The 25015-nt window shown below is 38.2% G+C and carries 11 protein-coding genes and 2 pseudogenes; all 13 read left to right on the top strand.

What is annotated here, in order from left to right; all coding sequences use genetic code 11:
- Positions 1-342 precede the first annotated feature (342 nt).
- Positions 343-1806, top strand: a pseudogene (locus N773_RS20675) (IS5 family transposase).
- Positions 1807-1849: 43 nt separating this feature from the next.
- Complete coding sequence (locus N773_RS22030; RefSeq protein ID WP_347495545.1) at positions 1850-2017, top strand: transposase; 168 nt, start codon at positions 1850-1852, stop codon at positions 2015-2017.
- Positions 1989-3314, top strand: coding sequence for an IS200/IS605 family element transposase accessory protein TnpB (locus N773_RS0118065; RefSeq protein ID WP_024859050.1), 1326 nt, complete (start codon positions 1989-1991; stop codon positions 3312-3314). The genes N773_RS22030 and N773_RS0118065 overlap by 29 nt, the downstream gene beginning before the upstream one ends.
- A gap of 335 nt (positions 3315-3649) precedes the next feature.
- The gene (locus N773_RS0118060) at positions 3650-4801 is read left to right on the top strand and encodes a hypothetical protein (RefSeq protein ID WP_024859049.1); all 1152 of its coding nucleotides are present in this window, start codon (positions 3650-3652) and stop codon (positions 4799-4801) included.
- Between the two features lie 171 nt (positions 4802-4972).
- Positions 4973-8332, top strand: coding sequence for an MSCRAMM family protein (locus N773_RS0118055; protein WP_024859048.1), 3360 nt, complete (start codon positions 4973-4975; stop codon positions 8330-8332).
- A 687-nt stretch (positions 8333-9019) separates the two neighbouring features.
- On the top strand, positions 9020-9109 hold the full coding sequence (locus tag N773_RS23560) for a transposase (RefSeq protein WP_155250934.1): 90 nt from the start codon (positions 9020-9022) through the stop codon (positions 9107-9109).
- An 18-nt stretch (positions 9110-9127) separates the two neighbouring features.
- Entirely contained in the window at positions 9128-10453 is a 1326-nt protein-coding gene (locus N773_RS0118050) for an IS200/IS605 family element transposase accessory protein TnpB (RefSeq protein WP_024859047.1), read from the top strand.
- 837 nt (positions 10454-11290) lie between these two features.
- Positions 11291-12616 (top strand): IS200/IS605 family element transposase accessory protein TnpB, encoded by a 1326-nt coding sequence (locus N773_RS0118045; RefSeq protein ID WP_024859046.1) that lies wholly within the window; start codon positions 11291-11293, stop codon positions 12614-12616.
- 656 nt (positions 12617-13272) lie between these two features.
- Positions 13273-14340, top strand: coding sequence for a DHH family phosphoesterase (locus tag N773_RS0118035; protein WP_024859045.1), 1068 nt, complete (start codon positions 13273-13275; stop codon positions 14338-14340).
- A gap of 35 nt (positions 14341-14375) precedes the next feature.
- Entirely contained in the window at positions 14376-14849 is a 474-nt protein-coding gene (locus N773_RS0118030) for a hypothetical protein (protein WP_024859044.1), read from the top strand.
- 6565 nt (positions 14850-21414) lie between these two features.
- Positions 21415-22509: a replication initiation protein gene (locus tag N773_RS0118025; protein ID WP_024859043.1), complete on the top strand. Its 1095-nt coding sequence runs from the start codon at positions 21415-21417 to the stop codon at positions 22507-22509.
- A gap of 72 nt (positions 22510-22581) precedes the next feature.
- Positions 22582-24565, top strand: a pseudogene (locus tag N773_RS20670) (toprim domain-containing protein).
- Positions 24566-24613: 48 nt separating this feature from the next.
- Entirely contained in the window at positions 24614-24967 is a 354-nt protein-coding gene (locus N773_RS0118015) for a hypothetical protein (RefSeq protein WP_242840454.1), read from the top strand.
- Positions 24968-25015: the final 48 nt, after the last annotated feature.

The raw sequence follows: 25015 nt of genomic DNA, 5'->3' as shown, positions 1-25015 counted from the left end.
AATACCATATCGTAAGAACTACCAAATACAGGAAGTCCTGATCATATACTTCGTCTTATAAACTGTAAGCCTCACTTAAGAATGTCAGATACTATAATTCTTAAGTGAAAGACAGCTAAGTGAGTAAGATTAGCTGTCTTTCTGCTTCTTAAACCTCATAAAAAGAAAAATTGAATTCTGTTTGTGTCACGCGTGACACAAACACAGAACAACTTTTAAGTAGTCTCTCCTCAATTCAAATAAAACTCTCGTAGTATCGACAAAAGCGATAAAACATGGTATAATAGAAGTGCAAAGAAAAAGCCGGAAAACGAGAAAAAAGCTTGCACTTTGGAGGATGCCATGTATAAGTTCAAGAGAGAAAAGCAGATTTCATTTACCGATTTCAATCAGCCGCTGGGACTGCAAATGAACCTGGATAACCGCTGGGTGAAGAAAGCAGCAATGATCCCGTGGGAAACGATCGAGGCTGAGTATGCGAAGCTGTTCCCGAGCCATACCGGTATGCCTGCAAAGCCCCTGCGCATGGCACTCGGTTCGCTGCTGATTCAGAAGCAATATCACTATCCTGATGAGGAACTGGTCGAACAGATCAGAGAAAACCCGTACTATCAGTATTTCATCGGTCTGCCCGGATATGAAGACAAGATTCCGTTTGTGCCGTCTCTGCTTGTTGAAATTCGCAAGCGTCTGTCTGAAGAGGTGCTGAACGAGATCAATGAAATGATCATCGAATACAATACACTGAAAGACGATCAGGTCAATCAGGATGACGATGATGATCACGGTAACAGCGGCGGAGAGCAGGATGTCCGGAATCACACGGAAACCGCTGGGATTTCTGGTACATTGATCATTGATGCAACTTGTGCTCCGCAAAACATCAAGTATCCGCAGGATATTGAACTGCTGAATGAAGCGCGTGAAAAGCTGGAAGATATGATCTGTCGGGTCAGTGATAAATACAATTTCTACAGACCGAGAATGTACCGTGAGAAGGCATGAAAGGATTATCTTGCTCTCGCAAAATGCAGAAAACGCGGTGCGAAAAAGATCAGAAAAGCAATCAAAAAGCAGCTGCAATACATCCGCCGCGATCTTGGATATATCTCGAATCTGCTGAAAAACAATGGTGTTGTGCTTTCAGAATCTGACGCATATTTACTCGACATTCTGGAGACAGTCTATTCGCAGCAGCAACATATGTTTGTCAGCAATACACATCGCATTGAAAATAGAATCGTCAGCATCAGCCAGCCATATATCCGACCTATCGTCAGAGGAAAAGCAAAATCTCCGGTTGAGTTCGGTGCCAAGCTGGATCTGTCTGTGGATGAAACCGGAATGTGCAGAATTGAAAAGCTATCCTTCGATGCCTACAACGAGAGTGCCGTTTTGAAAACTGCGCTCGAGAATTATAAGAAGCGCACAGGACATTATCCGGAGCGTGTGCTCGCAGATCAGATCTATCGCAATCGGGATAACATTGCATTTTGCAGCAGTCTCGGCATTCGGCTTTCCGGAAAGAAACTCGGAAGGCCGAAGAAGGATGCAGACAGCAAGGCTGAGAAGAAAATCGCCTATCAGGATAATACCGACCGAATTGAAGAGGAGCGGAAGTTTAGTCTCGCGAAACGCAAATTCGGTCTGGGTCTGCTGCTTACAAATAGAGAAGATACAACAAAAGCATCGATCGTTCTCAGCATCATTGCAATGAACATCGACCGTCTTGCGGCGAAGCTTTTGCGCCTTATTCAGTTTTTGCTGAATTTCGAGCTGTCATATGGCCTGCGGCGGTGCTCTTGAAATTATGCCTTAATGAGGAGAGACTAAGTATATAAAATTTTAAATTCTTAAAAAAATCTACTATAATAAATATATATGGAAACCATCGTATTTTGTAGCAACTGTAAGCGACAGAAGTCTTAAACAGGTAACAGATTACATTAATTCTCAAAAAAAACAAGTAGAAGGAGGGAGTCTGCAGTATGCAGATATATACGACTTACAGCGTTAAGATCAAGCATTACAACAACATTTTCAAAGATACCGTTATCGTATACAGACATGCTGTAGATTACCTTATCAAAGTATGTCTTGATAATTGGGATAACATAGTTGCATTCAAAGATGTGAATAGACTCACATATATTGAAACACTGATCCATGCTACAAAAGATAATCCCAATCCAATTTATGATTTTGATGCCAAATTCTATAAGATGCCAAGTTATCTGCGTCGTGGTGCTATTAACGATGCTATTGGCAAGGTATCATCTTACAAAAGTAATCTCGCAAACTGGATTAAAAATCAGGTTGGCAGAGAACCATCAAACCCAAAAGCAGGATATACATTTCCGTCAATGTATCGTACAGTAATGTACAATCAGACCGGTGATTATACTGCTCAGATCAAAGTTTATATCCGAAACACATGGGATTGGATAACAATAAACCTTAAAAAGTCAGATATGGATTATATATACAGACATTGCAGTTTTCGCAAGCAATGCGCTCCAACACTTCAAAAACGAGGCAAGGAGTGGTTTTTGGACTTTCCGTTCGAGGAAAAGGTCAAACTTGCAGATATATCTGTGTATGAACAGACCATTGTTGCTGTAGATCTTGGTATCAACACTGCCGCTACGATTTCCGTAATGCGTTCAGATGGCACTATTCTTGGAAGGCATTTTTGTAAGCTTCCCAAAGAAACAGACCATCTGATGCATAGCATTAACCGTATAAAAAAAGCTCAGCAGCATGGTAACTATAAAACACCAAGGCTTTGGGCAAAAGCCAAAGGAATCAATCACGACATTGCCACTAAAACTGCTGCCTGCATCGTAGATATAGCCGTTCTTTATAATGCAGATGTTATTGTATTTGAGCATTTAGACAAGAACGGTAAGGTCCGCGGTTCTAAAAAGCAGAAGCTCAAGCTGTGGCGCAGTCAGGAAGTACAGTCTATTGTAACGAATAAAGTTCACAGACTGGGTATGAGAGTAAGCCATATCTGTGCATGGAATACGTCACACCTTGCCTACGATGGCAGTGGTTTTGTACTTCGTGGTAAATTCGGTGGTTTCAATACCTATGAGCTATGCAAATTTCAAAATGGCAAGACCTACAACTGTGATCTATCTGCTTCGTATAATATCGGGGCAAGATACTTTATACGTGAAATATTAAAATCCTTGGATGAGAATTCAAGGTTGCTCATTGAGGCTAAAGTACCTCAATGCAGTAAGAGAAGCACCTGCACGTTCTCTACTTTAGTTAACCTGAATGCGGAAATTATTGCTCAAACAGCATAATTTTCTGAGTTCAGGCTGTATGGTAGAAACGTAGTCCGCCCACCTAAAGTGGGCGTGTCCGCTAGGACACTATTGGAAGCACGCGACTTTAGTCGTGTGAGGCTTCACTTAGATTTTTCTGTATGGTATAATATAAAAAAGCAAAAAAAATTTTTTTATATAGTTTATTTCATCGAAAAAACACTTTTTAACTATACAGAATTTTTTATATCCTTCAAAATATTATATAATATATATAGAAACAAAAATTTTCTGAATGATTTAAAAGAAAAAAATCATCCATTCAGAAAATAATTCCAAACAACAACTATATAAAAAATACGGAGGTAACAACTATGAAAACTAATAAGATGATATGCGCGATAGCATGTGCGATGATCATAATGATGACCGCCTGCGGAAATACTGAAGTTAAGGATGCTGATAATATCAGCGATTCTTCTGCAGAAATTACTGCTGTAGAAAAGGAAGATGAGAATGAAGTAGTAACAGATACTATGGATTCTTCTTCTGCCTGCGAGGATGATTCTTCCCGTATGGATGATAATAGTTCTTCAAGGCCTGATGACAGCTCCAAGACAGACAGTAGTTCCAAGAATGAAAGCAGTTCTAAGAAGGACAATAGCTCCTCTAAGGCTGCAAACAAGAAGTCTGATTCCTCTTCCAAGTCAAGCTCTAAGAGCTCAAATAAGTCTTCCGGAAATTCTAATTCCTCCGGCGGAAACGGTAATGCTAATACTTCTCAGAAGAATAATTCAGGAGGAAATAACAGTAATTCAGGAAGCACTAATAATAACGGAAATACAGGCAATTCCAATAATACTCAGCCAGTTGTAAATTATAATCCTGAACCTGCTACCACTCCCCAGCCCCAGACTGTTTCAGATCCTACACCTCAGCCTGAACCTGTTCAGCTTACTGAAGACGGATATGACCCCAGAGAATATGCAAGACTAAGAGGCGGAGCTCTGGTTCATACAAATAAGCCTTATGATGGCTTTGCAAATGATATCCATTATTATCTCAGTTGGGTAAATGATCTTAGTGATGTAGAACTTGCTTACTTCAACTTTGATATGGGATGCATGACAGATAGAGATTGGCAGATAATTTGTGATGACTGCTGGAACCACATTCATAATAAATACGGCTATCTATCCAATATTAAGTTCGAAGATAATAACGAATATTTTGTTTCTTTCGATGAGAACGGAAATTGCCTTGATTGGAAAGGCAGCTTTGGATTTGGTATTGGAAGCGCAAGTTTTTTTACAAATAATCGTGGAGAAGTTTGTGTTGATGAAAATAATATCGATTGGTATTACGAAGATTTCATTGAAATAATAGACCATTTTTACGAGGAAATAGATGAAAGTATAGACTGTCATCATTATACCGAAAATGATAATTATACACAGTACATTCACTTTAATTATTACTATCATGGTCCCGGACACGACAACGTATTTATATGTCAGCATGATTGAATTTTTTTACAGAGGAGATTTTTCTCCTCTGTTTTTTTATCATAAAAAATTATTTTAAAAAAATCCTTTTTTTTATTTTTAGTAATTTTCGTATATAATAAAATCAGATGTTTTCAAGAGGGAAAACATACTCTTTAAATTACATAAAAAAAAGAAAGGATGTATTTTTTTATGCAGAAAAACAGAAAAAAGCTCATCGCAAGAATGTCCGCTGCTACAATGGCTACACTCATGGCGTTCAATTCAATGGTTCCGATTATCAGTTCAGCGGCTGAAGGCTCACTGTGGTTCAAGGACGGAAAGGTAACTTTGGAGCAGGCTGATGGTATTTACTATAATTATACCTCCAAACTTCCCTTTACTGCATATGATTCTCCAAGCGAGCACGCAACATATGGCGGCGCTGTAAAGTTCCGTAATTCAAACGGATCTACTACAGAGGCAATAGGACTTACTGAGGGCGGTGGAATGCACCAGATGGTAATGTATGAGATGAAGGGTACCGGGGCAAATTCCAATCTTGGTATCTGCCTCAGACCTACAGCACACTCCTTTGCTGCCGGATTTTTTGATTCAGACGGAAAGATCGTCGAATACACATCTACTAATGGCTACACAGGTTACTGGAATAAGGTCAAAGATACTCCGACCGGAAAGGCAATAGCCGCAGCTATGTACTATGGCTACGGCGGAAGAGTCCAGGGAAAGAGTAAGAGTGTTGCAGACTGCTATATTGCAACTCAGTTTATCATCTGGGAACTTGTATGCGGATACAGAGATTCTAAAACTATGGAACTCGTTACTAAGGATGCCAACGGAAGAACGATCTCTACCAGTTCAAGCCTCCTTGATTACTACAAGCCAACTGCAGGAGGTGCTGTTATAAGCAAGAACAGCAGCTGCACGGGAATCGTTGATGAATACAATAAAATCGTTAAGTCCATGAAGAATTGGGCTGATACTCATAATAACTTTCCTAACAGTCTGAAATCTACAGCAGACAAAGTTGTTCTTCAGTATGATTTTGCTGACAACAAGTATACCGGTAGCGTTGATATAAAGGGTGCAAAAGGAAACTGGGCAAATGCAACTGGCACAGCTCTCAAGTCTCAGTGGGGTGCTGATAATATATCTACAAACGGTACAGTATATACCATAAGTTCTGAGAAAAGACCGACAGCTTCCAAAACTGTTATTTCGCCTATAAGGACTGATGAGTATGATGCTGCAGACACTTGGACAATCTATAATCACAGTTTTGATCCAAGAAAAGCAAGAAACAGCTCTGACGAAGACTGCCAGGATCTTGCATTTGATGCAATGAGAATTGACCCTGTTGAAGGCGAGATCAATTATCAGGTAGCAAGCTACGGCGATATCGAGCTGACTAAGCTGTGGGAAATTAACGGAAATATTATCGATGATGAAAAGGCAGCCGAATATATGACTTCCATTTCCTTCAACCTGTCCACAATAGGCGAAGATGGTAAGACATACTATGTTAAGGCAAGCTGGGATAGCCTTTCTTCAAGCGACTATACCTTTACAGGAACGACTACAAATGCAAGTGAAGCAACAAACTTCAGATTCAACTCCGGTGCTGAAGCTGATACAGTAATGAAGATCAAAAACATTCCTGCCGATGAAGATGGTATGGATTATGTTGTGACTGAAACTGTAAGAGAAAATTCAAAGGCATATAATGATGGTTACGCTGCAGAGGATCCTAAGAACGTTCATGTCAGCGGATACAGCCTGACAGATAAGCCCGAGGTTGCAACAGTAACATTTGCAAATAATAAGGAAAGCATTTACGGTCAGGTTTCTCTTCTGAAACTCGATTCTGAAAACGGTGAAAGACTTTCCGGTGCAACTTTTGAACTGTGGAATGATACTAACGAAAATGGTCAGCTTGATGAAGCTGATGTTAAGGTTGGAACGCTCAATGATAACAACAACGGCGAGTATGTTTCCGACAGGATCGAAGGCGGTAAATATCTCGTAAGAGAAACAAAGGCTCCTTACGGTTATGTTGTATACAGAGCACCTATCGCTTTTGAAATCACCGAGGACGGTCAGAACCTGACTATCGGTAATACTACAGACGAAAACGGCAATGTTGTATTCAAGGAAAGACCTGCCAAGGGCAACATCGAGCTCAACAAGGTCGATTCTGATACAAATGAACCTATCTCCGGTGCGGAATTCACTGTATGGAAAGATGAAAACAAGAACGGTACTCTTGATGACGGCGATACAGAAGTGGGAACTCTTTATGAAACAACAGAAGAAGTGATCGAAGAGGATACTCCTGACGGAGAAGCCGGAGAGGTAGTTACACGTGGTACCGGAAATTACCACATAGAAGGCCTCAGACTGGGACAGTATATCGTAAAGGAAACAGCGGCACCTGAGAATTACATCATTGATCCTAATGAATATGTAGCTGTTGTTGAAGCTGATGGACAGACTGTTTATATCAATAACAGAGAGAATAAAGAAGGATTCTTTGAGGTAGAAAAGAAGGGTAAGATAACTCTTACAAAGTACGATTCCAGATACCCTGACCATGTTCTTTCAGGAGCAGTATTTGATGTATGGAAGGATACTAACTCTAACGGATTTGTAGATGAAGTCGATGAATATCTTGGCAATCTTGTCGAAACTGCAGACGGTATCTACGAAATGTCAAATCTGAGACTGGGCGATTATATCGTACATGAAGCAGCGGCTCCCGAGGGCTTCAATGTTGATGATGGTTACTACCCTGCAGCTATTAGAGATGACGGCGATATCGCAGTTGTAACAAACAGAGATGCAGACGGTGATTTCGCTTCCGGCTTCTACAATGACATCAAGCGTGGTGATATAGAGATAACAAAGACAGATATCGTATCATCTGAAGCACTGCCCAACACAGGCTTCAGGATCTACGACAAGGACAAGAACGTTATCTTTGAAGATTACACCGATGAAAACGGAAAAATCACCTTCAAGGAACTTGAATACGGTGAGTACTACTACCAGGAGTATGATGCTCCCGAGGGCTACATCATCGATGAATCTCTCTACAGATTTGAGATACGTGAGGATGGTGTCGTAGTAAGAGCTGATATGACAAACAGACCAAAGCCTGCACTTGTTACCATAACTAAAACTGATATTTCTGAATCCACTACCCTGCCTAACACAGGAATAAGGATCTGCAGAGCTGACGGTACTGTTGTATCCGAACAGCGTACAGGTTCAGATGGTTCTGTGACCTTCGAGATTAATATCGAAGAGCTCGGATATGGCAAGTACTACTTCGAAGAGTTTGATGCTCCCGAGGGTTATCTTATCAATGACGAAAAGCACTGGTTCGAGATCACTACAGGCGGTCAGGTCATTCACGATAAGCTGAGGGATGAAAAGGTTCCTAAGACAAGCGTTGATGTAAACACTGCTCTTCCTTTGACAGCCGGCGCAGGTGCTGTGGCAGGACTTATAGTTCTGACATACGTTGCAATAGGCAAGAAGAAAGAAATCTAATTTAACAGCGCCTTTATTATCATACATCCTTTGAGAAAAGACAGCTAAGTGTAAAAGCTTAGCTGCCTTTTCGTATCTTAAATAGTCTTCCGTCTTAGTGTTTCGTGTCACGCGTGACACAAAATAAATTCTATTTTTATTTTTCATTTTACTTAACTGAATTTTCTACTATAATACAAAAGGCAAGTATTTTAATATCTATTAGCAAAACTTCCCTGCCGCTTCTACACAGTGGAAAATCCTTAAAGAAAAGTCAGCTAAGTGTAAAACTTATCCGTATATTTTCGCCTTTGTCCTTATAAGGATACGAAGCCTTTTTAATTTGTGTCACGGGTGTCACACTTGATACACAGGGGCTGAGGACATTTCTCGGGTGGATTTTATCCGTTAATTGAGTGGATTTCATCCGTTAATTCAAAATCGAAACTAACAGAGATTCTGCGTTTCAGATTAGTTTGTGTCACACGTGACACAGCGTAAGCACATAGATTTCATTTGTTCCAATAATGGTTATGCCAGTAAATAAGGGGACTAGAACTCCCCTGCTTTGGATTTCAATGGCATCTATTAAGAATAAAAGCCATGATTCACTTGTTTCTGGTATTAGGCGTGTCACGCGTGACACAATCACAGCAAAGCTTTTAAGTATATATAATTTTTTATTCTTAAATAAATCTGCTATAATATATATGGAATCCATCGTATTTTGTAGCAACTGTAAGCGACAGAAGTCTTAAACAGGTAACAGATTACATTAATTCTCAAAGAACTAAGTAGAAGGAGGGAGTCGGCAGTATGCAGATATATACGACTTATAGCGTTAAGATCAAGCATTACAACAACATCTTTAAAGATACCGTTATCGTATACAGACATGCTGTAGATTACCTTATCAGCGTTTGTCTGGATCATTGGGATAACATTGTTACATTCAAAGGGGTGAGTAGACTCACATATATCGAAACACTGATCCATGCTACAAAAGATAATCCCGATCCAATTTATGATTTTGATGCCAAATTCTATAAGATGCCAAGCTATCTGCGTCGTGGTGCTATAAACGAGGCTATCGGCAAGGTATCATCTTACAAAAGCAATCTCGCCAATTGGATAAAAGATCCTGTAGGCAGAGAACCATCGTATCCAAAAGCAGGTTATTCATTCCCGTCTATGTATCGTACAGGAATGTACAATCAGACCGGTGATTATACTGCCCAGATCAAAGTCTACATTCGTAATACATGGGACTGGATTACGATAAACCTTAAAAAGTCTGATATGGATTATATATACAGACATTGCAGTTTTCGCAAGCAATGCGCTCCAACACTTCAAAAACGAGGCAAGGAGTGGTTTTTGGACTTTCCGTTTGAGGAAAAGGTCAAACTTGCAGATATATCTGTGTATGAACAGACCATTGTTGCTGTAGACCTTGGAATAAACACCGCTGCTACGGTTTCCGTAATGCGTTCAGATGGCACTATTCTTGGAAGGCATTTTTGTAAGCTTCCCAAAGAAACAGACCATCTTATGCATTGTGTTAACCGTATCAAAAAAGCTCAGCAGCATGGTAACTATAAAACACCAAGGCTTTGGGCAAAAGCCAAAGGAATCAATCACGACATTGCCACTAAAACTGCTGCCTGCATCGTAGATATAGCCGTTCTTTATAATGCAGATGTTATTGTATTTGAGCATTTAGACAAGAACGGTAAGGTCCGCGGTTCTAAAAAGCAGAAACTCAAGCTGTGGCGCAGTCAGGAAGTACAGTCTATTGTAACGAATAAAGCTCACAGACTAGGTATGAGAGTAAGCCATATCTGTGCATGGAATACGTCACGCCTTGCCTACGATGGCAGTGGTTTTGTACTTCGTGGTAAATTCGGTGGTTTCAATACCTATGAGCTATGCAAATTTCAAAATGGCAAGACCTACAACTGTGATCTATCTGCTTCGTATAATATCGGGGCAAGATATTTCATACGTGAAATATTAAAATCCTTGGATGAGAATTCAAGGTTGCTCATTGAGGCTAAAGTACCTCAATGCAGTAAGAGAAGCACCTGCACGTTCTCTACCTTAGTTAACCTGAATGCAGAATTTATTGCTCAAACAGCATAATTTTCTGAGTTCAGGCTGTATGGTAGGAACGTAGTCCGCCCACCTAAAGTGGGAGTGTCCGATAGGATACTATAGGAAGCACGCGACTTTAGTCGTGTGAGGCTTCACACACTTGACCTGAGAACATTTCTCGGGTGGATTTCATCCGTTAATTGAGTGGATTTCATCCGTTAATTCAAAATCGAAACTAACAGAGATTCTGCGTTTCAGATTAGTTTGTGTCACACGTGACACAGCGTAAGCACATAGATTTCATTTCTCCCAATAATGGTTATGCCAGTAAATAAGGGAACTAGAACTCCCCTGCTTTGGATTTCAATGACATCTATTTAGAATAAAATCCATGATTCACTTGTTTCTGGTATTAGGCGTGTCACACTTGATACACAGGGACTAAGAACATTTCTCGGGTGGATTTTATCCGTTAATTGAGTGGATTTCATCCGTTAATTCAAAATCGGAACTAACAGAGATTCTGCGTTTTAGATTAGTTTGTGTCACACGTGACACAGCGCACGCACATAGATTTTATTTGCCCCAATAATGGTTATGCCAGTAAATAAGGGGACTAGAACTCCCCTGCATTGGATTTCAATGGCATCTATTAAGAATAAAAGCCATGATTCACTTGTTTCTGGTATTAGGCGTGTCACGCGTGACACAATCACAGCAAAGCTTTTAAGTATATATAATTTTTTATTCTTAAATAAATCTGCTATAATATATATGGAATCCATCGTATTTTGTAGCAACTGTAAGCGACAGAAGTCTTAAACATAAACATGTAACAGATTACATTAATTCTCAAAAACCAAGTAGAAAGAGGGAGTCTGCAGTATGCAGATATATACGACATACAGCGTTAAGATCAAGCATTACAACAACATCTTTAAAGATACTGTTATCGTATACAGACATGCTGTAGATTACCTTATCAGCGTTTGTCTGGATCATTGGGATAACATAGTTGCATTAAAAGAGCTGCACAGACTCACATATATCGAAACACTGATCCATGCTACAAAAGATAATCCCGATCCAATTTATGATTTTGATACAAAATTCTATAAGATGCCAAGCTATCTGCGCCGTGGTGCTATTAACGAGGCTATAGGCAAGGTATCATCTTACAAAAGCAATCTCGCCAATTGGATAAAAGATCCTGTAGGCAGAGAACCATCGTATCCAAAAGCAGGTTATTCATTCCCGTCTATGTATCGTACAGGAATGTACAATCAGACCGGTGATTATACTGCCCAGATCAAAGTCTACATTCGTAATACATGGGACTGGATTACGATAAACCTTAAAAAGTCTGATATGGATTATATATACAGACATTGCAGTTTTCGCAAGCAATGCGCTCCAACACTTCAAAAACGAGGCAAGGAGTGGTTTTTGGACTTTCCGTTCGAGGAAAAGGTCAAACTTGCAGATATATCTGTGTATGAACAGACCATTGTTGCTGTAGATCTTGGTATCAACACTGCCGCTACGATTTCCGTAATGCGTTCAGATGGCACTATTCTTGGAAGGCATTTTTGTAAGCTTACCAAAGAAACAGACCATCTTATGCATTGTGTTAACCGTATCAAAAAAGCTCAGCAGCATGGTAACTATAAAACACCAAGGCTTTGGGCAAAAGCCAAAGGCATCAATCACAACATTGCCATAAAAACTGCGAACTGCATCGTAGATATAGCCGTTCTTTATAATGCAGATGTTATTGTATTTGAGCATTTAGATAAGAACGGTAAGGTCCGCGGTTCTAAAAAGCAGAAGCTCAAGCTGTGGCGCAGTCAGGAAGTTCAGTCTATTGTAACGAATAAAGCTCACAGACTGGGTATGAGAGTAAGCCATATCTGTGCATGGAATACGTCACGCCTTGCCTACGATGGCAGTGGTTTTGTACTTCGTGGTAAATTCGGTGGTTTCAATACTTATGAGCTATGCAAATTTCAAAATGGCAAGACCTACAACTGTGATCTATCTGCTTCGTATAATATCGGGGCAAGATATTTCATACGTGAAATATTAAAATCCTTGGATGAGAATTCAAGGTTGCTCATTGAGGCAAAAGTACCTCAATGCAGTAAGAGAAGCACCTGCACGTTCTCTACCTTAGTTAACCTGAATGCAGAATTTATTGCTCAAACAGCATAATTTTCTGAGTTCAGGCTGTATGGTAGGAACGTAGTCCGCCCACCTAAAGTGGGAGTGTCCGATAGGATACTATAGGAAGCACGCGACTTTAGTCGTGTGAGGCTTCACACAGCAAACGTACTTGGATTACATTGATACCTATTGAAGGTATATGACTATTTATTCACTTGAATTTGATATAGAGCGTGTCACGCGTGTCACACTTGATGCACAGGAAATCTGAATATTATCCGGGTGGATTTCATCCGTTAATTCAAATAAATAGATTTCTGAAAAGATTGTATTTTAAATTTGTTTGTGTCACGCGTGACACAAGGATAAACTCCATTTTTCATTATATCGTACCAAGTTTCCTATTATAATAAAAACATAGGTATTATAATTGATATTTGGAGTTTTAAAATTCAAAATCATAGGAGGAAAATATCAATGGGACAAAGATCACAAATCTACGTAAAATTCGAATCAGAAAAAGGGAAAATATTAATTGCAAGCCGGAAGGAAAGTTGAGTAAGGGTAAAGTTCACTGCAGCTGTCCTTGGTGTTCTTTCAGCGGACTAACATATCGAAGGATGAGGCTCGGTATAGCAATGGACTACTCTGAAAATCATTACGAAGAATATTATGATGATATAATATAAGACAGGAGAATGATCATGTTTGAACTAAATTTTGAGGAGCTGGATATGCTCTCACCTTTTGAAAAATTCAAAGATAAAATCGAAAAATCTAATCTTAAACCTGACAGTAAGATTTTATTATTAACCCATAACGATCTTGATGGCTCAGGACCTGCAGTGCTTCTCAAAAGTATTTTTTCAAAAATAGAGATCATTCACTGCTCAAATAATAGTATGGATCGCGAAATAATGAAATCTATATATGCTGCCAACAAATACAATGCAGTGTTTGTAACAGATATATCCTGTTCTAGGGAAACTGCAGAAAAGATCAACGAACACTATAACAGAAAAAAGTATTATTTGCTTGATCACCACAGAACAGCTGAATTTCTGAATGAGTACGACTGGGCATTTGTTCAGTCAGATCATATCAAAGACACTTTCATAGACGAATACTACAAAGAACCCATTGGAAAGCCTTCCGCAACTTCAATAACCTTCGACTTTTTGAAGTACTATGGGCTTACGAAGTATATCAAAAATTTTTCTCTTGCTAAGGAACTTGCTTTCATGATAAGTGCTTATGATTCTTGGGATTGGGTAAATGTTTTTGAAAAAGATCCAAAGTTTCTGGATCTGAACACTGTATTTTGGATCTACCAGCCGGAAATATTCGACAACATCTTTTCAAAAAAGATATCTGAAGAAGGAGCAAAGATCCTCGATAAAAGAGAAAACTTTGTACTTATGCTGGAAAAAGGAAGAAACGAAAACTATATCAACTCAAAAAGAGAGTCATTCAAAAAGTGTGTACTTACAATAGATGATGTTTCTTACAAGGCAATTTATTGTTTTGCAGACTCTCACACCCCGGAACTTTTTGAAGTAATGAAAACTGATTTTCCGGAAGGAGACATTGCAATCATAAATACAGGTTCCAAATTATCCTTCCGTTCCATAAACAATGATATCAATGTCGAAAAGCTTGCGAGAAAGCTTGGAGGCGGTGGACATATCAATGCAAGCGGATTTCCTATTTCTTCTGAACTTCAGGAAGAATATATGGAGAAGCTTTTTAAAGGAACTATAAGTCTGATTTGATAAATATAGACATTGAAATCAAATGAAGAATCCAAATGCTCAACAATAAAAAGTATATTGAGGTAAAACAAATGGACAAAATAAAGAAATCAAGTATGAAATATTCACTGAGAAAAAACGGGATACCTATTTTCATAGGCATCTCTGTTATTACACTAATAATATTAGCGTCTATGAATTTCAACGTCAACAACGACAATAAAACAAAGAAAGAGAAAGTAGCAAATAATATTTTTTACGGCTGCATAAAGACAGAAAGCGAAGAAAAAGTTCTGGTGATCACCCAGGCAAATTATTTCATCGAAAATGAATGCCTTGATGATGGCAGCGGAGAAAAATATAAAGAACTAAATACAATACTATTCAAAAACGGACTCAAACAATATTCAGAAGGGAAATACTCTTTAACAGAAGGAGTGAATGAGTCTGACTTAGTTCAGATATTAACTGAGAACAATATGGTTTTGGATTTCAAAAACAAGGAATATAATGATTTCTGCAACAGATAATTCAGGAGAAAAGCTCATCGATAGATGGGCTTTTTTTATTGTGTCACGCGTGTCACATTTAGATCAGTTGGATTTCGTTCGTTAATTAGAGTGGATTTTGTCCGTTAATTCAAAGCTAAACTGCTTGAAATTCTGCTTTTCGACTTAATCTGTGTCACGCGTGACACACTCAGATCAGTTGGATTTCATACGTTAGTTAAGATGGATTGTATCCGTTAATTCGGGCCTTGCTAGTATTATGGAGAGTGGATTTTGTCCGTTAATTCAAAGCTAAACTGCCTGAAATTCTGCTTTTCGACTTAATCTGTGTCACGAGTGACACACTCAGAGAGGGTGGATTTCATACGTTAATTCGAGTCTTGCTAGTATTATGGAGAGTGGATTTTGTCCGTTAATTCAAAACTGAAATGCCCGAAATACTGCTTTTCAACTTAGTCTGTGTCACGAGTGACACACTCAGAGAGAGTGGATTTCATACGTTAATTCGAGTCTTGCTAGTATTATGGAGAGTGGATTTTGTCCGTTAATTCAAAACTGAAATGCCCGAAATACTGCTTTTCAACTTAGTCTGTGTCACGAGTGACACACTCAGAGAGAGTGATTTCATGCGTTAATTCGAGTCTTGCTAGTATTATGGAGAGTGGATTTTGTCCGTTAATTCAAAACTGAAATGCCCGAAATACTGCTTTTCAACTTAGTCTGTGTCACGAGTGACACACTAAGAGAGGGTGGATTTCATACGTTAATTCAAGTCTTGCTAGTATTATGGAGAGTGGATTTTGTCCGTTAATTCAAAACTGAAATGCCCGAAATACTGCTTTTCAACTTAGTCTGTGTCACGGGTGACACGCTCGAAACCAGGAAGTTAGTTCATCGCATAGATGGATTGCGACCGTTAATTCAAAATTTAAACTCCCCAAATACTGCTTTTCAAATCAGTTTGTATCACTGGTGACACGCTCGAATTCAAGACATCTGATCATTGCATAGGTGGATTGCATCCGTTAATTCAAGAGTGAAATACACAGAAATACTGCTTTCAGCTTTGTTTGTGTCACACGTGACACAATTGAAGAAGAATAATGCTGCGGGTGGATTATATCCGTTAATTAGAGGCTTGCTTGTATTTTGAATGTGGATTGTATCCGTTAATTCTAAACAGAAACTCCCGAATCACTTCGTTTCAACTTAGTTTGTGTCACGCGTGTCACACTTAGATCAGGTGGATTACGTCCGTTAATTAGAGTGGATTTCATACGTTAGTTAAGATGGATTGCATCCGTTAATTCGGGTCTTGCTAGTATTATGGAGAGTGGATTTTGTCCGTTAATTCAAAACAGAAACTCCCCCAAATAAATCATTTCAGAATAATTTGTGTCACCCGTGACACAGTCAGATGAGGTGGATTGCGTCCGTTAATTGAAGTGGAATTTGTCCGTTAATTCAAGAATGAAATACACAGAAATGTTGCTTTCAGCTTTGTTTGTGTCACGAGTGACACAATCGAAACTATTGAATCAGAATAATGCTGCGGGTGGATTGTATCCGTTAATTCAAAACAGAAACGCATGAAAATACTGCTTTTCAGATTAGTCTGTGTCACGGGTGACACGCTCGAAACCAGGAAGTTAGATCGTCGCATAGATGGATTTCGCTCGTTAATTCAAAATTTAAACGCCCAAAAATACTGCTTTTCAAATCAGTTTGTATCACTGGTGACACGCTCGAATTCAAGACATCTGATCATTGCATAGTGGATTGCATCCATTAATTGAAGTGAAATTTGTCCGTTAATTCTAGAGTGAAATACACAGAAATGCTGCTTTCAGCTTTGTTTGTGTCACGAGTGTCACACTCAGATCAGGTGGATTGTATCCGTTAATTAGAATTTTGAAGCTTGCCTATCATGGATTTTGTCCGTTAATTCAAAGCTAAACTGCCTGAAATTCTGCTTTCGACTTAATCTGTGTCACGCGTGTCACACTCAGAGAGGGTGGATTTCATACGTTAATTAGAGGCTTGCTTGTATTTTGAATGTGGATTGTATCCGTTTATTCAAAACAGAAACTCCCGAATCACTTCGTTTCAACTTAGTTTGTGTTACGCGTGTCACACTTAGATCGGGTGGATTACGTCCGTTAATTCAAATTTAAAACTCCCCCAAATACATCATTTCAGAATAATGCTGGTGGATTACATTCGTTAGTTGAGATGAATTCTATCCGTTAATTCAAAACTTTAACTTCCCAAATACTGCGTTTCAGCTTATTTTGTGTCACGAGTGTCACACTCAAATCAGATGGATCGTATCCGTATAATTAGAATTTTGAAGCTTGCCTATCATGGATTACGTCCGTTAATTCTAAATTAAAACTTCCCAAAATACTGCTTTTCAAATCAGTTTGTGTCACTGGTGACACACTCCAACACAAGAAGTCAGATTATTGCATAGATGAATTTCATCCGTTAGATGATGTGGATTCTATCCGTTAATTAGAGTTTTGCTTGTATTATAGAAGGTGGATTTTGTCCGTTAATTCAAAGCTAAACTGCCTGAAATTCTGTTTTTCAGCTTAGTTTGTGTCACGCGTGTCACACTCAGATCAGGTGGATTGTATCCGTTAATTAGAATTTTGAAGCTTTCCTATCATGGATTACGTCCGTTAATTCAAATTTAAAACTCCCCCAAATACATCATTTCAGAATAATGCTGGTGGATTACATTCGTTAGTTGAGATGAATTCTATCCGTTAATTCAAAACTTTAACTTCCCAAATACTGCGTTTCAGCTTATTTTGTGTCACGAGTGTCACACTCAAATCAGATGGATCGTATCCGTATAATTAGAATTTTGAAGCTTGCCTATCATGGATTACGTCCGTTAATTCAAATTTAAAACTCCCCCAAAATACATCATTTCAGAATAATTTGTGTCACCCGTGACACAGTCAGATGAGGTGGATTGCGTCCGTTAATTGAAGTGGAATTTATCCGTTAATTCAAGAATGAAATACACAGAAATGCTGCTTTCAACTTTGTTTGTGTCACGCGTGTCACACTTAGATCAGGTGGATTCCGTCCGTTAATTAGAGTGGATTTCATACGTTAATTGAGATGGATTCTATCCGTTAATTAGAATTTTGCTAGCATTTGGGAGAGTGGTTTGGTCCGTTAATACAAAACAGAAACTCCCCCAAATACATCATTTCAGAATAATTTGTGTCACCCGTGACACAGTCAGATGAGGTGGATTGCGTCCGTTAATTGAAGTGGAATTTGTCCGTTAATTCAAGAATGAAATACACAGAAATGCTACTTTCAGCTTTGTTTGTGTCACGCGTGTCACAATCGAAACTATTGAATCAGAATAATGCTGCGGGTGGATTATATCCGTTAGTTGAGATGGATTCTATCCGTTAATTAGATTTTTGATACCTTCCTGTCATGGATTTCGCCCGTTAATTCTAAATTAAAACTTCCCAAAATACTGCTTTTCAAATCAGTTTGTGTCACTGGTGACACGCTCCTACACAAGAAGTCAGATTATTGCATAGATGAATTTCATCCGTTAGATGATGTGGATTCTATCCGTATAATTAGAATTTTGAAGCTTTCCTATCATGGATTACGTCCGTTAATTCAAAACAGAAACTCCCCCAAATACATCATTTCAGAATAATTTGTGTCACCCGTGACACAGTCAGATGAGGTGGATTGCGTCCGTTAATTGAAGTGGAATTTGTCCGTTAATTCAAGAATGAAATTCACAGAAATGCTGATTCAGCTTTGTTTGTGTCACGCGTGACACAATTGAAACAATTGAATCAGAATAATGCTGCGGGTGGATTATATCCGTTAGTTGAGATGGATTCTATCCGTTAATTAGAGGTTTGCTTGTATTATGGAAAGTGGATTTTGTCTGTTAATTCAAAGTTAAACTGCCTGAAATTCTCCTTTTTATCTTAGTCTGTGTCACGCGTGTCACACTTATATCAGTTGGATTACTTCCGTTAATTAGAGTGGATTTCATACGTTAATTGAGATGAATTCTATCCGTTAATTAGAGGCTTGCTTGTATTTTGAAGGTGGATTGTATCCGTTAATTCAAAACAGAAACACATGAAAATACTGATTTTCAGATTAGTCTGTGTCACGGGTGACACGCTCGAATTCAAGACATCTGATCATTGCATAGGTGGATCGCGTCCATTAATCGAAGTGGAATTTATCCGTTAATTCAAGAGTGAAATACACAGAAATGCTGCTTTCAGCTTTGTTTGTGTCACGCGTGTCACACTTATATCAGTTGGATTACTTCCGTTAATTAGAGTGGATTTCATACGTTAGTTAAGATGGATTGTATCCGTTAATTCGGGTCTTGCTAGTATTATGGAGAGTGGATTTTGTCCGTTAATTTAAAACTGAAACTCCCCCAAATACATCATTTCAGAATAATTTGTGTCACCCGTGACACAGTCAGATGAGGTGGATTGCGTCCGTTAATTCAAAACTGAAACGCCCGAAATACTGCTTTTTAACTTAGTCTGTGTCACGAGTGACACACTCAGATAGGGTGGATTTTATACGTTAATTGAGATGGATTCTATCCGTTAATTCGAGTCTTGCTTATATTATGGAGAGTGGATTTTTGTCCGTTAATTCAAATTTAAACTGCCTGAAATTCTGCTTTTCCACTTAGTTTGTGTCACGCGTGTCACACTCAGATCAGGTGGATTGTATCCGTTAATTAGAATTTTGAAGCTTTCCTATCATGGATTACGTCCGTTAATTCAAATTTAAAACTCCCCCAAAATGCGTCATCTCAGAATAATGCTGGTGGATTTTATCCGTTAATTCAAAACGGCAACTTCTCAAATACTGCGTTTCAACTTAGTTTGTGTCACGCGTGTCACACTCAAATCAAGTAGATTGTATCCGTTAATTAGAATTTTGAAGCTTTCCTATCATGAATTACGTCCGTTAATTCAAATTTAAAACTCCCCCAAAATACGTCATTTCAGAATAATGCTGGTGGATTTTATCCGTTAATTCAAAACTGTAACTCCCCAAACACTGCGTTTCAGCTTATTTTGTGTCACGCGTGTCACACTCAGATCAGGTGGATTACATCCGTTAGTAAAGATGGATTTTATCCGTTAATTAGAGCCTTACTATTATTATGGAGAGTGGATTTTGTACGTTAATTCAAAACTGTAATGCCCAGAAATACCGCTTTTTAGATTGGCTTGTGTCACGAGTGACACACTTGAAATCTGGAATATTAGATTATTCTACTGGTGGATTGCATCCGTTAGTTGAACGGATTTAATTCGTAAAAGAGGTGGATTTCATACGTTAATAGACTGGATTTCATCCGTTAATTGAGTGGATGCTATCCGTTAATTGGGTGGATTTTATCCGTTAGTTGAGTATCGTAAACAGCGGAATTCCGGTCGTTTCAAAGCTCCGTAATCACAATATATATCACATCAACTATCACATATACCATAACTTTAATCACTCTATCTATCATAAACGAGTGAAAGATAGACTGATTTTCACGCAATTACATCTGTAATTATTTCCAGAAAGCTCAAACTTGAAGCCTAAGATTCATAGGAGAGATTTCATTATATTATCTATAGCTTCGGTATAGCTAAAAAAACGAGCTTGTGGACTGTTCCAATATCTTATCAATAGAATAAATTTTTTCTTGATTTTTCTGATAAATTCTGAACAATCATTGCTATTTTCTCTTTTATATGGTATAATAAGGCTAGAAATCTATGATATACAAGATGAGCTTACAGTATTTGAAAAAATATTTCAAGCAAGTCTGTCTAAATTATAGACAGGTATCTCATTTATTTGTATCTTTACGAAAAACTATGATATATGCTTTTCAATATATCAGATAACTCAGGTATATTGATAGAGAAGCGTAACTGAGTGGATTTCATCCGTTAGTAGAGTGGTTTTCAACCGTTAATTGAGTGGATTTGGGACGTTAGTCGGGTGGTTTTCAATCGTTAATTGGATGGATTCTATCCGTTAGTAGAGTGGTTTTCAACCGTTAATTGAGTGGATTCCATCCGTTAGTCGGGTGGTTTCCAACCGTTAATTGGATGGATTCTATCCGTTAGTAGAGTGGTTTTCAACCGTTAATTGAGTGGATTCGGGACGTTAGTTCAGCTTTTGAAACGGATTTATTTCGGTTGTTTTTAAAAGCCGTAATCACAATAACTATCACAAAATCTATCACATCAAATATCACATTAAAATCACAAGTATTATAACTGTATAATCACTCTATCTATCACCTGATAGAAAGATAGACTGATTTTTCACACAAGAATCTACTTGTTATTATTGCCGAGATTCACACACTTAATACTCAATAAAATTTTTTTATAAAAAAAGATTACATTTGATTTTTATTTTTCGAAGTTTTCTTCTATAATCAATATGTGACTCTAAGTTATGATTCCTTGAAAGGATGTTATTATGTCAAAGAAAGACGAAAAAACTCAAATATTAGTTGGGTTAGGAGATCCCAAAAAAACTGGTGATCCAAAAATCAAAACCATTACTGGATATAGTGAGAATAGGACTTCCATTGGATGCGCTCAAGCTTCTCGATGCTTATCTAGCAAAAATTGATACTTATAAGCCAGATAACAAAACTGTCGTATTCGAGGTAAAAGAGTACGAAGAGATGCTGGGTATCCAGAGACTCCGAACAGAAGTCCTAGACGCTAATCTTGATAAATTGCTTAATCACGTGATTACGCTAAAAAACACTGCCAACGACGAAGATGATGATGTAATAAAAATCAACTTGTTTCAAATGGCTAGAAGAAGAATCAATAAAGAAACCCGAATGGGTGAGATAGTGCTGGTTTGTAATGACGTGGCTAAAGATTTTATTTTCAAATTAGATGATATTAAATACATCAAATATAATCTTGAAGATATAATCAAATTAAATTCAAGATATAGTTACACGTTATTTTTATACTTAAAAGACAATTTGTATAAAAAAACATGGACTATTAGTTATCCTGAGTTGAAGGTCAGATTAGGATGCGAATCATCGAGATATTCTATGTTCAGTTATCTAAAAAATGATATCCTCAACCCCTGTAAGAAAGAAATAGAAAGCAAAACAGGTGTCCGCTTCACTTTCGAGCCTATAAGGAAAAACCGCTCTGTAATTGCTGTAACATTCACGGCTTCTGAAGTCAAAGGTCTTACTGACAAAAAGAAGGCTGATAAGAAGGTAGATACTGATAAAATGGTAGATGTTGAATCAAGTAAATCTGCATCTACTGTACCGGTTGATAATAATGAGGAAAAAGACTGGAAAGCTTTCTATGGTTCATCTGTCCTTGCAGGACTGGCTGAGCAATGTGAATACACGTTTTCTAAGAAAGAAATGCAGCTTATCCATGCTCTCCTAAAAAAGATAAATATATCGCCGGCTGAAGGAGACAGAACGGGTACATGTAGATTCGGAAGGGAAGCGTATTTACAGGAAAAGTATCTGCGTCTGTGTCAGGAAGAAGAAAATAAAGCGAAAAACGGTGAATCTATCACTAACCGTTTTGCGTATTTAAGAAAAATGCTTGAAAATGAAGCAGAAGAAGATTCAGATGAATAATTATAACACTTCAACAGAAAGTCTACGGTTTTAACCGTGGGAGGATGTCAGAGAATGAAAGGAGATATGTAATTGGCAGCATCATACGACAATAACAGTATAAGTTCTCTTAAAGGAGCTGACAGAGTAAGAAAAAGACCCGGTGTTATTTTTGGCTCTAACGGTCTTGAAGGAGCTCAGCATGCTTATTTTGAGATACTGTCCAATTCCATTGATGAAGCCAAAGATGGGTACGGCAGCAAGATCACAACTATTCTGTATGAAGACGGTTCTATAAGCGTTCAGGATCACGGTCGAGGCATTCCACTTGAATTCAATAAAACCGAAAATCGCTATAACTGGGAGCTCGTTTACTGCGAACTTTACGCAGGAGGAAAATACGATGTTGACGGAGCTAATTATGAGTACAGTCTGGGGCTTAACGGTCTTGGAGCTTGTGCAACTCAGTATGCAAGCGAGTATTTCGATGTGGAAGTTGTCCGGGATGGCTATAAATATAACCTTCACTTTGAAAAAGGTGAGAATATAGGCGGACTCGTAAAAAAGAAACTGAAATCAAAAATAGAAACCGGTACATTTCAGAAATGGAAGCCTGATTTTGAGGTATTTACAGATACAAATATCACTTACGAATATTTGCTTGATGTAAACAAAAAACAGGCTATGGTCAATAAGGGCATAACCTTCTGCATCATTGACCAGTCTTCTGATACAAACACTGAGTATTACTATGAAAACGGAATAATTGACTATATAGAAGAAATTTCCGACGGTAAAAATATTTCTTCTCCGTATTATATCGAGGGTTCCGGAACAGGAAAGGATAGGGAAGACCTGAAAGAGTACAAGGTCAAAGCCGAGATCGCTTTTGCTTTCAATAACGATGTACCTACCCTTCAGTATTACCACAATTCAAGCTTTCTTGAACACGGCGGAGCTCCAGATAAAGCGGTAAAGTCAGCCTTTGTAGCTGTTTTTGATAAGATCCTCAAGCAAAGAGGAAAGTATAATAAAGGCGAGACTAAAATTAGCTTTGCTGATATAGAAGACAGTCTTATAGTCATCGTAAACAGTCTTTCTACAATGACAAGCTACGAGAATCAGACCAAAAAGGCTATAAACAATAAATTTATCCAGGATTTTCTCACCGAACTGATCAAAGAAAGACTGGAAATATGGTTTATTGAAAATGCCGGCGATTCCAACAGGGTGATCGACCAGATACTTGCAAATAAAAGAAGCAGGGAAGCCTCCGAAAAGCAAAGAATCGCACTGAAAAGAAAACTTGTAGGCAAGAGTGATTCTTGGGACAGAGTAAAGAAATTCGTAGACTGCAAGTCTAAAGATACTTCCATAAGAGAATTATTTATTGTTGAAGGTGATTCAGCTCTCGGTTCGGTAAAGATGGGCAGAGATTCAGAATTTCAAGCAGTAATGCCTGTAAGAGGAAAGATACTTAACTGCCTGAAATCGGATATTTCAAAAATTGTCAGCAGCGATATAATAATGGATCTGATAAAAGTGCTTGGCTGCGGTATAGAAATACCGATAAAAACACCCAAGAGGGGAGTCCTTTCATTCGATATAAACAACCTGAAATGGAATAAGATAATAATCTGTACAGATGCCGATGTTGATGGATTTCAGATAAGAACTCTGATACTGACTATGATCTACAGATTATGTCCGACTCTTATAGAAGAAGGATACGTTTATATCGCTGAAACTCCACTGTACGAAATGAGATATAAAACGAGAGCTAATGAGGAAACGTTCTTCGCTTTCGATGAAAAAGAAAAAAAACAAAATAATGAAAGGAAAAGACCCTTCAAGATTCTTTATTCAGCGTTCAAAAGGACTTGGCGAAAATACTGCAGAATTTATGTGGCTCACTACGATGGATCCTAAAACAAGACGTCTTATAAGGGTTACATCTGAGGATGCAGAAAAAATGCTTGAGTACTTTGAATTATACCTTGGAAATAATGTAGCTGCAAGAAAAAGCTACATAGAAAAAAACGGACATCTATACACTGATGATCTTGATCTCGATTAACAATTAGAAAGGGAAATGACTATGACAAACAGAGAGAACATTCAGAGTATGAACACTAAAGAGTTTTATGAAAAGCTTGATCAGGTTTTAAAGAACCCTTTTTCGGCGTATATCGACTATGAGAAGTATTTTAACGGAGAGGACCCGGATATAAATCACTACATAAAGTGTGAATATGAAGGAACACTTCTACCTTCTGAAGCGGATCTCATAAATTCCGACATCTTAACGGGAATTGATGGAACTCTTAACAAAGAAAAGTATATGAAAGAACACAGCAGAAAAGTACTCGTACTTAATTCCAAAGACGATTATTATTATGGAGTACAATATGCAACTGTTGCGGATGTTCTGTTTAATAGGATCCTGAAAGTGCCGCTGAACGCTTTGAAAGCAAATTAAACCAAGGCTTCCTTATTATTTTCACTTATTTTCGAGTATAATATCTAT

The organism is Ruminococcus albus AD2013 (assembly GCF_000526775.1).
GTDB lineage: Bacteria > Bacillota > Clostridia > Oscillospirales > Ruminococcaceae > Hominimerdicola > Hominimerdicola alba_A.
Note: the sequence above shows the minus strand (reverse complement) of the source record. Positions and strands in the feature narration are given on the sequence as shown.

What these genes read in the sequence shown, in the direction of transcription:
- N773_RS0118065 (WP_024859050.1), top strand. Translation starts at nt 1,989, where the DNA reads ATGCAGATATATACGACTTACAGCGTTAAGATCAAGCATTACAACAAC.
- N773_RS0118060 (WP_024859049.1), top strand. Translation starts at nt 3,650, where the DNA reads ATGAAAACTAATAAGATGATATGCGCGATAGCATGTGCGATGATCATA.
- N773_RS0118055 (WP_024859048.1), top strand. Translation starts at nt 4,973, where the DNA reads ATGCAGAAAAACAGAAAAAAGCTCATCGCAAGAATGTCCGCTGCTACA.
- N773_RS0118050 (WP_024859047.1), top strand. Translation starts at nt 9,128, where the DNA reads ATGCAGATATATACGACTTATAGCGTTAAGATCAAGCATTACAACAAC.
- N773_RS0118045 (WP_024859046.1), top strand. Translation starts at nt 11,291, where the DNA reads ATGCAGATATATACGACATACAGCGTTAAGATCAAGCATTACAACAAC.
- N773_RS0118035 (WP_024859045.1), top strand. Translation starts at nt 13,273, where the DNA reads ATGTTTGAACTAAATTTTGAGGAGCTGGATATGCTCTCACCTTTTGAA.
- N773_RS0118030 (WP_024859044.1), top strand. Translation starts at nt 14,376, where the DNA reads ATGCTCAACAATAAAAAGTATATTGAGGTAAAACAAATGGACAAAATA.
- N773_RS0118015 (WP_242840454.1), top strand. Translation starts at nt 24,614, where the DNA reads ATGAACACTAAAGAGTTTTATGAAAAGCTTGATCAGGTTTTAAAGAAC.